Consider the following 6,848-nt stretch of genomic DNA (forward strand, 5'->3'; position numbering starts at 1 on the left):
GGGGGTGCTGGCGGGACGTAGACGGGTGCCGGGTCGGTGGGCAGGTCGACCGGGTCCAGGTCGGCAGGCTCTTCGACCGGTACCGGTACCGGTTCGGGTTTGGGCTTGGTCGGGGCCGGCTTTCGGGCCGTGCGAGCGGCGGGGGCGGTGAGGACGAGCTTGGACAGGGCGAGGAACGCCAGCGCCGGCACCGACGAGAGCAGCCGCGACGAGAAGCTGTCGTTGGCAACGGCGATCTGTGCGGCCAGGGACAGGGCGACCGCGCCGACGAGGATCGACAGCGGGTAGAACACCGAGGCGTCCGGGTCGAGACGGCGCCGGCGACGAATCACCAGGAGGGCCGCGGCCGGGGTGAGCTCGGAGATGACGGCGTTGGACCAGCCGAACCACTCATGCGTGCCGGCGGGAGCATGGATCATCGTCCAGTCCTTGACATGGGTGAACGACGCGGCGCCCGCCATGCCGCCGACGGCGAGGAGGATCACGACCAGGGCGACGCCTTCAAGCCGGTCGGAGTTGAAGACGCGGCGCATCAGCGCACCTCCCCACCGACACGCAGCGCGGGGTTCATGTCGCGGTGCAGGTAGTAGGCGGCGAACTCCGCCGACGAGCCGGGAACCGGGTGGAAGCCGTTGTGGCCCTCTTCCTCGATCGCGTTCCAGGCGCAGGGCTCGCACCGGGGCGCACCGTCGTGCCAGTGGGTTGCCGGCCGGGTGCAGTACGAGGTGAGGCAGCGCACCGGTCCCGAGTGCTCCCGCAGCGGCGACTCCCGCACCAGCGGCGGCCGGGCGACCCGGACGGGGGCAACTGCCGTGGTGGGATCCGCGGCAGCCTTGTCCGTCACCGGGGCAAGAGCCGGGCGGAGCCAGGCGCGCAGGTTGCGGATGTAGACCGCGCCGTAGACGAAGCAGGAGGCCAGGAAGCCCCACTGCTCCGTTACGAGGGAGTACGCCAGCCACAGCACCTGCCCGGCGAGACCGACGGCCCAGCCGGTCCAGGAGCGTTTGCCGGCCAGCCACAGGCCGGTGACGCCAACGGTCATCAGCAGCCAGGACCAGAGTTGGTAGCTCATTGGGGGGCCTCCCAGGTGGCGAAGTCGGCGGGGCGGCAGACGGGGCAGGGGATCTTCCACATGCGGTGCGCGGGTGGGGTGAGTTCGTGGGTGAGTGGGTCGCGGATTTCGGGGTTCCAGATCTGCACCTCGCTGCGGGAGCGGCAGAGGGAGCAGTCCTCGGGGTTGATGACCAGGTGCAGCAGGCCGGCGGAGGTGACGGCGAAGACGGCGACGGGCTGACTGAACGGGTGCAGGCGGCGGGCGGTCATGCGGCCCATCCCCAGGCTTCGGCGTCTTCGGCGGCGATCTCGGCGTGCCGGGCGAGCGCGGCGTCGAGAATGTCCGCGGCGTGGGTGTCGGGGGTGCAGTAGGGGCAGTCCTGGTCGGGGTCGGTGTGGTTGAGGTCGAGGCAGGTACGGCGGATCGGGCGCAGGGTGAGGCGACGGGCAGCCATCAGGACTCCTCGTTTCGGGACGTGCAGGGGGAAGGTCAGCGGTGGGTGGGGGTGACGTGCACGCGGATCCACTCCGGCGGCTCACCGGTGGAGGCGACCGCTTCGGACAGGCAGCGCCACAGCGCCCACGCCTCGTTGGGGGTGAGGTACATGCGGCGCCGGCCGGCACCAACAGCGACGTACAGGTCAGCGTCGGGGGTGACGCGGACGGTCACCGGCACGGACGCCTTGTCGACGTGCGGGGCACGCAGCCGGTAGAAGCGCCGCGGCTCCTCGGCGGGTTGGTCGGCGTAGGGCATCCGGGTGGGCGTGCCCTCGGGCAGCTCGGTCATCGGGGGTCGCCTCCGTTCGGGGTGGCGTCGAGGTCCAGGGCGTGAAGCAGCGACGGCGGCAGCAGCGGAGCGGCCTGCTTCGGCGGCGTGGGCCGGTAGGTGTGCCGGCCGTTGCCGTTCGACCGCGCCTTGACCCCAGCCGGAGCCGGGGCCGGGGCGTCGACCGGTTCGGGCTGGACCTCGGGCGGAGCGGGGAACGTTGCGGCCATCTCCCGGATCACGTCATCGGTGAGGTAGGAGAAGCGGACCCGGGCCGGTTCCGGCTGACCGTCAAGCAGGACGTACGCGACGCCCTTCGCCGACAGCGGGATCTGATCGGCCAGTGCTCCGCGGTCGCGGGCGCCGTCGCCGAGGAGGAGGTCGACGTGGCCGCGTTCGGTGACGCCGAGGGCGATGCGGGTGGGGAAGAAGTCGCGGACGGAGACGACTTCCTTGCGGGGATCCTGGGTCGCGGCGACCACCAGCACTCCGAGGCCGGCGCCCTGGGTGAGTAGTAGGCCCAGGGCTTGGGTGATGCGCTGGCGGATGTCGCTGTCGGGCAGGAACGCCAGTAGTGCGGCGATCTCGTCGATGACGATGACGATCAGCGGTTCATCGACGGTCGGGGTGTGCACCCGCACCTTGCCCCGCAGCACCCGTTGACGCGCCCGCATCCGGGTTACGGCGTCATCGAGCATGTCTGCCATCCGCGTCCAGTCGTCATCGACGTAGCGGGAGAACAGCGGCCGACCAATCGACAGCTCCATCCCACCCTTCGGATCGATCGCCCACACCCGCACCAGACCCGACCGGATGCCGGCGGCGAGAGCCCGCAGGAGGGACCAGATGACCGAGCCCTTGCCCATCCGCGTCGCCCCACCGATCAGCACGTGCGTGGCGAGCAGGCGCAGGCAGTACACGGCCAGGTCTTCGCGCAGGCCGAGGGGCAGGGCGGTGAAGTCCGGGCGTGCCGGCACCGGCAGCGGCTTGACCACGCGGGTGAGCGGGTCGCGGCGGATCAGCACCAACCACACCTGCCGCGGCCGGTCGCGGAACCGGATCGCATCAACCCGGCGCAGCAGCCAGGCGAGGGAGCCGGAGCGGGCCGGGGGTGCCTGGCGGCGGCCGGAGAAGACGCGGCAGTGCCGGGTACCGAACGAGTACGCCAGATCCCGCGCTGCCTTGTGGTACGCCTCCGGGTTCTGCCCCCGAGGCATCCGCAACACGACCTCATCCGTGGCATACGAGCAGCGCACCGACAGCAGCTCGGGCAGCTTCTCGCCACCGTCGTACTTCTTCACCAGCCCACACAGCGACATGACCTCGTGCCACTGACGCCGATACACCCACAGGCGCCGCCACCACGACAGCCCCCGCAGCACGATCAGGCGTTCGAAGGACTCCCGCCACCGCCACCACCACACGCCCGCCGAGCCGGCGACGACGATGAGAACCAGGAGGTGAGGCCACCAGCCGTACGAGCGATGCACGTCGACGGCGAGTAGGACCAAGGCGATAGCCGGCCAGGCCCGCCAGTGCCGCACCACCGCGACAGCAGCACGCACCACCAGCACGACGAGGCGGGCGAGGAGGATGACGAAGGTGACCGTCCAGACCAGGGGCCACGGCGCGGCGACCTGGAGGCGACGGAAGTTGACCAGCGGAGCGCGCATCACGCCACCGCCTTCGACGTGGTGTGCTGGTCGATCCACGCCTCCGCGCACACCTTGTGCACCGGCTTGCCCGCCGGGCTACGGCAGATCGCCGGCTTACCGCAGATGACGCACGGGACCGGGTCTCCGGCGCTCCCGTCGCGTCGCCAATCCAGAGAAGTTGGCATGATGAACCTGCCCTTCCAGGCCGAGAGGGTTGAGAGGGCAGCGGGGCGGCCAGCTTTCCTAGGGCCAGGGCCGCCCCGCGCCACATCTAGTAGCCGTGCCGCCGCAGCGCGTCGATCGCCGCGTTCTTCTCCGCCTGCGTCGACTTGCCAAGCGCCGCCTCGAACGCAGCCTTGGCCTTGTCAAACTCCGGGCCGTCAATGTCCATGTCGGCGGCGTCGGTCTCCCGCATCCCGAGCGAGATCAAGCGCATCACCTGGTCCTTGCGCACCGGCTCCGCCTCAGAGCGCTTCCGGCCAAACATCACGCAGCCTCCTTCACGCCCGAAGCCGACAGCGCCTCTCGCGCCTCAGCCAGCACACCGGCCAACCGGTCGATCTCCGCCCGAGGCAGGAACAGCGTCACCGCGCCGGGGCTCTCCCCGAGCTGCACCGTCACCCGGTCGTCCTGGGGGTAGCTGTGAAACGACAGCTCGGTGTTCGGCTTCACGTGGATCGACGCGCTGACGTAGGTACGCATCAGGCAGCCTTCCCACGCGTCTCCGCCAGGGTCTTCGGCGCCACGATCCCGGTCGCCCGGAACGAGTACGCCAACCGGCCGTTGCTGCCGACGTACGGGGTCACGGTCAGGTTCTCGAACTCCACCTGCTGGAACGGACCCACCGGCGACACCGGCTGCACATCCGCCAGGATCTTGATCGACACCTCACGCGACCGCGAGCCCAACTCCGGGTCCATGTCCATCACCCGGCACTGCCACACCCGCTGACCCGTGACCTTGTCCTTCGCCGGCGTCCGCTGTCGAGTCGCCTCGTTGAAGTCCTGCGCCTCCGCGATCGAGTCCGGCACGAACACCGCGCCGTGCGGGAAGACAGCCTCGAACGGAACCGTGAACCGAGTACCACCACGAAGAGCCATCGCTCTTCACCTCCGTACGCCAGTGGTTTCGTCTACTCATGTAGACCTATAGAGGACCGTAGCGGAGGCGGTCGTCGTCCACAAGTCCTCTATAGGACCTGTCTTCGCGCCTGGTGGTGAGTGCGGCACATGCGTTGAACGTTGAGCGCACGTAGGGTGAGGTAGAGGGGTTGTCCTGAAGAGGACTGGCCCGGAGGGACGGCGATGACCGACGAGTTGGGCACAAGGGCCCCCAAATACCTACAGATCGCAGCAGAGCTGCGGCGGAGTATCCGCGACGGGCAAATGAGGGCCGGAGAGCGGCTGCCAGCTGAGACGGCGTTGGCCGAACGCTTCAAGGTCAGCCCGATTACCCTGCGCAACGCCATCAGCGTGCTCCGCGCAGAAGGGCTGATCGAGTCCCGTCACGGCGTGGGGACTTTCGTCCGTGAAAGCCGCCGCCTTCAAAGGCGGTCACGGCACCGCTACGGCCGAGCGAGGAACGATCAGAAGCTACTGACGGCGCACTTGCGCCACGACATCGTGTTCGCGGGACGGGCGCCGGTGACAGGCGAGATCGCCACGGCTATGGACCTACCAGCGGGCACAGAGGTAGTGGTCCGGCGCCGGCACCTCTACAACCGTGAGACGGGCAAGCCCGAAGAGATCGGGGCGAGCTACATCCTGACCGACATCGGCGGTGGGACCTACCTCGAAGAGCCCACCGTGGTGCCGAAAGCCCTGTTCCTGTGTATCGAAGAGCTGAGCGGCAAGCGGTACGCCACCGCTCGCGATCACTGGCTTTCTCGTCTTCCCACCGCCGAGGAAGCCTCAGCGCTGGAACTGCCGACAGGTGCACCGGTCATGCAGGTCATCCACGTGGCCCGCGCCGAGGACGGAACCGTGCTGGAGGTCTCCGAATCGGTCTGGCCGGCGGACCGCATCGTCGTCATCGACGAGTACCCGGTAGAGCCGGAGCCGTCCGAACCCGACACGCCCTCCGAAGTTTGAGGTAGCCCATGTCGCTCGTTGACCTTCCGCCTGGCACGCACGCTGCCCACGTTCGCAACCATTGGTGGTGGCGTCCCGGATGGCATGTCGGGAGGCGCTTCTACGCCTTCCACATCACCTTCGACAACCAACCCACCCTCTACGACCTGGCGACCGCATACCGCACGACCCTGGCAGAGAAGCCGAGCCTGACCCTCATTCCGGACCGGTGGCTACACCTCACGATGCAGGGCGTTGGCTTCGCCGATGAACTCGCACCCGACGTGGTCGGCAGGATCGCCGCGGAGGCCCGGTCCATGCTCACGAGCGTTCCGGCCTTCGATGTGGAGTTCGGACCGATCGTCGTGGCGGACGAAGCGATTGTCATGCCTGCCGAGCCAGCGGAACCGATTCGCGAGCTACGCCGCCTGACCCGCCAGGCCATCAGTCGGGTTCTCGGTGAGGACCAGGTCGCCGAGGACGCGGACCGGTTTCGCCCTCACGTCAGCGTCGCCTACATCACCGCGGATGGATCGGCGGTGCCGTACGTCGACGCCGTGAGTCGCGCAGAGGTCGGGACCGCACGGTTGACGATCAACCACGTCGACCTCATCGAGATGCACCGCGATCAGCAGATGTACGAGTGGCGAACCGTTCAGGCGCTTCCGTTGAAGTGACCAGGGCAAGAGGTGGCGCAGGGTGAGGGCGGCTTCGAGAGGAGCCGCCCTCGGCTTGTTCAGTGGGGGAGAAGGGGAAGGGCAAGGCGGGCCGAGGTCGAGGCACGAGCACGAACGCGGCGTCATTGGTTGGGGAGTGCCGGGGGAGTGGCTGGCCGGATTGCGAGCGGGGGCAGCTCGGTCAGGGGCCGGCTTGGTGCGGTGCCGGGTTGCGTAGCCGCTGCGGGTGGAAGTGTGGGGCGGTGGGTGGTGTCGTGTTGGCCTTGGTCGGCTCGGAGCTGCCTGTGATCTGTTGCCGAATTGGCCTGTACTAGATCAAGGCGCTCCGCGCGGCGCGGGTCGGGGCGCGGCAACCGGCTCCTACGGAGCCGCCGCCCCGGCCGCCTACGGCGCCGGGGCGGAAAGTCAGCCGGCCCGCAAACCACGCCCCGCCCCGCGCGTCACTCCTGGGTCCGTGAAGGGACCCGGTGACGAGTCCCGGAGATGACCGGGACCATGCGACAGCCTCTACCTTCCGTCGCTTCCAGCCCTGGTGACGTCTCACCGCGAACCGGTCGACGGTCGGCCGGTCGAGTTGCCGAACGGAATCCGTCAGGCCGTTCACGGGTCCGAGGTGGGGAAGAGGTGG

The 6,848-nt window shown here is 69.0% G+C and carries 11 protein-coding genes; 2 read left to right on the forward strand and 9 right to left on the reverse strand.

The genetic code is table 11. The annotated features are described in order from the left end of the window. From F6X68_RS28945 to F6X68_RS28985, 9 genes are all read right to left on the reverse strand, one after another. The coding region (locus tag F6X68_RS28945; RefSeq protein ID WP_151457225.1) for a hypothetical protein at window positions 1–533 on the reverse strand (533 nt) is incomplete at its 3' end. Next, on the reverse strand, window positions 533–1,072 hold the full coding sequence (locus F6X68_RS34485) for a hypothetical protein (RefSeq protein ID WP_225852489.1): 540 nt from the start codon (window positions 1,070–1,072) through the stop codon (window positions 533–535). The genes F6X68_RS34485 and F6X68_RS28945, both read right to left, overlap by 1 nt. Continuing rightward, window positions 1,069–1,323 (reverse strand): hypothetical protein, encoded by a 255-nt coding sequence (locus F6X68_RS28955; protein WP_151457226.1) that lies wholly within the window; start codon window positions 1,321–1,323, stop codon window positions 1,069–1,071. The genes F6X68_RS34485 and F6X68_RS28955 overlap by 4 nt, the downstream gene beginning before the upstream one ends. Beyond that, window positions 1,320–1,508: a hypothetical protein gene (locus tag F6X68_RS28960; RefSeq protein ID WP_151457227.1), complete on the reverse strand. Its 189-nt coding sequence runs from the start codon at window positions 1,506–1,508 to the stop codon at window positions 1,320–1,322. The genes F6X68_RS28955 and F6X68_RS28960 overlap by 4 nt, the downstream gene beginning before the upstream one ends. Before the next feature lie 35 nt (window positions 1,509–1,543). Next, on the reverse strand, window positions 1,544–1,807 hold the full coding sequence (locus F6X68_RS28965) for a spread protein (RefSeq protein WP_192581582.1): 264 nt from the start codon (window positions 1,805–1,807) through the stop codon (window positions 1,544–1,546). Window positions 1,808–1,836: 29 nt separating this feature from the next. After that, window positions 1,837–3,531 carry an FtsK/SpoIIIE domain-containing protein gene (locus F6X68_RS28970; RefSeq protein ID WP_225852490.1) on the reverse strand — a complete coding sequence of 565 codons (1,695 nt, stop codon included), beginning with the start codon at window positions 3,529–3,531 and terminating at the stop codon, window positions 1,837–1,839. Window positions 3,532–3,745: 214 nt separating this feature from the next. After that, entirely contained in the window at window positions 3,746–3,964 is a 219-nt protein-coding gene (locus tag F6X68_RS28975; protein ID WP_192581581.1) for a hypothetical protein, read from the reverse strand. Then, on the reverse strand, window positions 3,961–4,176 hold the full coding sequence (locus F6X68_RS28980) for a hypothetical protein (RefSeq protein ID WP_225852491.1): 216 nt from the start codon (window positions 4,174–4,176) through the stop codon (window positions 3,961–3,963). The genes F6X68_RS28975 and F6X68_RS28980 overlap by 4 nt, the downstream gene beginning before the upstream one ends. Continuing rightward, on the reverse strand, window positions 4,176–4,574 hold the full coding sequence (locus tag F6X68_RS28985; protein WP_151457232.1) for a transcriptional regulator: 399 nt from the start codon (window positions 4,572–4,574) through the stop codon (window positions 4,176–4,178). Before F6X68_RS28985 ends, F6X68_RS28980 begins: the two co-directional genes overlap by 1 nt. A gap of 204 nt (window positions 4,575–4,778) precedes the next feature. On the opposite strand from F6X68_RS28985, the gene F6X68_RS28990 reads away from it, so the two are divergent. Together F6X68_RS28990 and F6X68_RS28995 are read left to right on the forward strand one after the other, a co-directional pair. Then, a complete protein-coding gene (locus tag F6X68_RS28990; RefSeq protein WP_151457233.1) occupies window positions 4,779–5,564 on the forward strand; it encodes a GntR family transcriptional regulator in 786 nt (261 codons plus the stop codon). Window positions 5,565–5,572: 8 nt separating this feature from the next. After that, entirely contained in the window at window positions 5,573–6,220 is a 648-nt protein-coding gene (locus F6X68_RS28995) for a 2'-5' RNA ligase family protein (RefSeq protein ID WP_151457234.1), read from the forward strand. The last annotated feature ends 628 nt before the right edge of the window (window positions 6,221–6,848 follow it).

Source organism: Micromonospora sp. AMSO12t (assembly GCF_008806585.1).
Taxonomy (GTDB): Bacteria; Actinomycetota; Actinomycetes; order Mycobacteriales; family Micromonosporaceae; genus Micromonospora; species Micromonospora reichwaldensis.